The organism is Mobilicoccus pelagius NBRC 104925 (genome assembly GCF_000247995.1).
Classification (GTDB): domain Bacteria; phylum Actinomycetota; class Actinomycetes; order Actinomycetales; family Dermatophilaceae; genus Mobilicoccus; species Mobilicoccus pelagius.
Map to the genome: position 1 here is coordinate 1 of NZ_BAFE01000038.1, position 1,590 is coordinate 1,590.

1 protein-coding gene is annotated in these 1,590 nt (G+C 68.2%); it reads left to right on the plus strand.

The window, feature by feature from the left end; translation table 11 throughout:
• Nucleotides 1-17 precede the first annotated feature (17 nt).
• On the plus strand, nucleotides 18-1,574 hold the full coding sequence (locus MOPEL_RS06055) for an IS1634 family transposase (protein WP_009481981.1): 1,557 nt from the start codon (nucleotides 18-20) through the stop codon (nucleotides 1,572-1,574).
• The last annotated feature ends 16 nt before the right edge of the window (nucleotides 1,575-1,590 follow it).

Here is a 1,590-nt window from a genome sequence, read left to right on the forward strand (position 1 = left end):
ACTAATAGGCTGTCGGAGTGGTGTTCGTACGCAGGGTCCGCACGGCCTCGGGCGCGACGGCGGTGCAGATCGCGGCGCGGCGAGGGGGTCGTGACGTGGTGTTGGAGCACCTGGGGTCGGCGCGTACCGATGGGGAGTTGAGTGCGTTGCTGGAGGTGGCCCGGGTCAGGATGAATCCTGGGCAGGGTGAACTCGACCTGGGCCCCGAGGCGGCGCCGAGCGGTCAGGCGGTGATCACGGGCAAGACGTGCGCCCTGTTGTGGCATGTGCTGACCAGCGCGTACACCCGGCTGGGGTTCGATGTCCTGGGTGATGAGGCGTTCGCGCAGCTGGTCCTGGCGCGTCTGGTCGAGCCGACGAGCAAGGCCGACAGTCTGCGGGTGCTGGATGAGATCGGCGTGCCGCACGCGTCGCTGCGTACGATGTTCCGCTGCCTGGGCAGGGCTGTCGAACGGGATTACCGCGGCCAGATCGCGACCGCGTGCTTCGCCCACGCCGCCGCCCACGGCGACCTCACCCTGGTGCTGTATGACGTGACGACGTTGTACTTCGAGGCCGAGCACGAGGATGAGCTGCGCAAGGTCGGCTACTCCAAGGAACGCCGCGTGGACCCCCAGATCGTGGTCGGTCTGCTGGTGGACCGGGCCGGGTTCCCCTTGGAGATCACCTGCTGGGAGGGCAACAAGGCCGAGACCGCCACGATGCTGCCCACGATCACCGCGTTCCAGGAACGGCACGGCATCGCGGACATGGTCGTGGTCGCCGATGCGGGGATGCTGTCGGCGGCGAACCTGAAAGCGTTGGATGCGGCCGGGCTGCGGTTCATCGTGGGCTCCCGACAGACCAAGGCCCCGGCCGACCTGGAATCCCACTTCCGCTGGCACGGGGACGTGTTCACCGACGGGCAGCTCATCGACACCCTCACCCCGCGGCACGCCAACGCGGCCGGGGAGAACGACACGAAGGTGCGGGCCGAACCGGTCTGGGACCCCGGCGTGCATGAACGGTCGTGGCGGGCGGTGTGGGCCTACAGCGCCAAACGCGCCGCGCGGGACGGGCGCACGTTGACCGCGCAGGAGAACCGCGCGAAAGCCGTCGTCGCTGGTGAGAAGGCCGCCCGTACCCCGCGGTTCGTCAAGACTCAGGCCGGGACGGCCGTGCTGGACCAGGCCGCGTTGGACCGGGCCCGCCGGTTGGCCGGTTTGAAGGGATACGTCACCAACATCCCCGCCACGATCATGCCCGCCGGTGAGGTCATCGCCGCCTACCACGACCTGTGGCACGTCGAGGCATCGTTTCGGATGTCCAAGAGCGACCTACGCGCCCGCCCGATCTTCCACCACGACAAGGACGCCATCGAAGCCCACCTCACCGTGGTCATGGCCGCCCTGGCCGTGGCCCGTCACCTACAAGACGCCACCGGGCTGAGCATCAAGAAAATCATCCGCACACTACGGCCCTTGCAACAGATCACCGTGCGCATCGCCGGCCACGAACACACCGCCGCCGACCCCCTCACCGAAACCGCACGCGACATCCTCACCGCCACCGGAACGCCCTGGCCGACACACTAAAGTGACTCGACTCGGG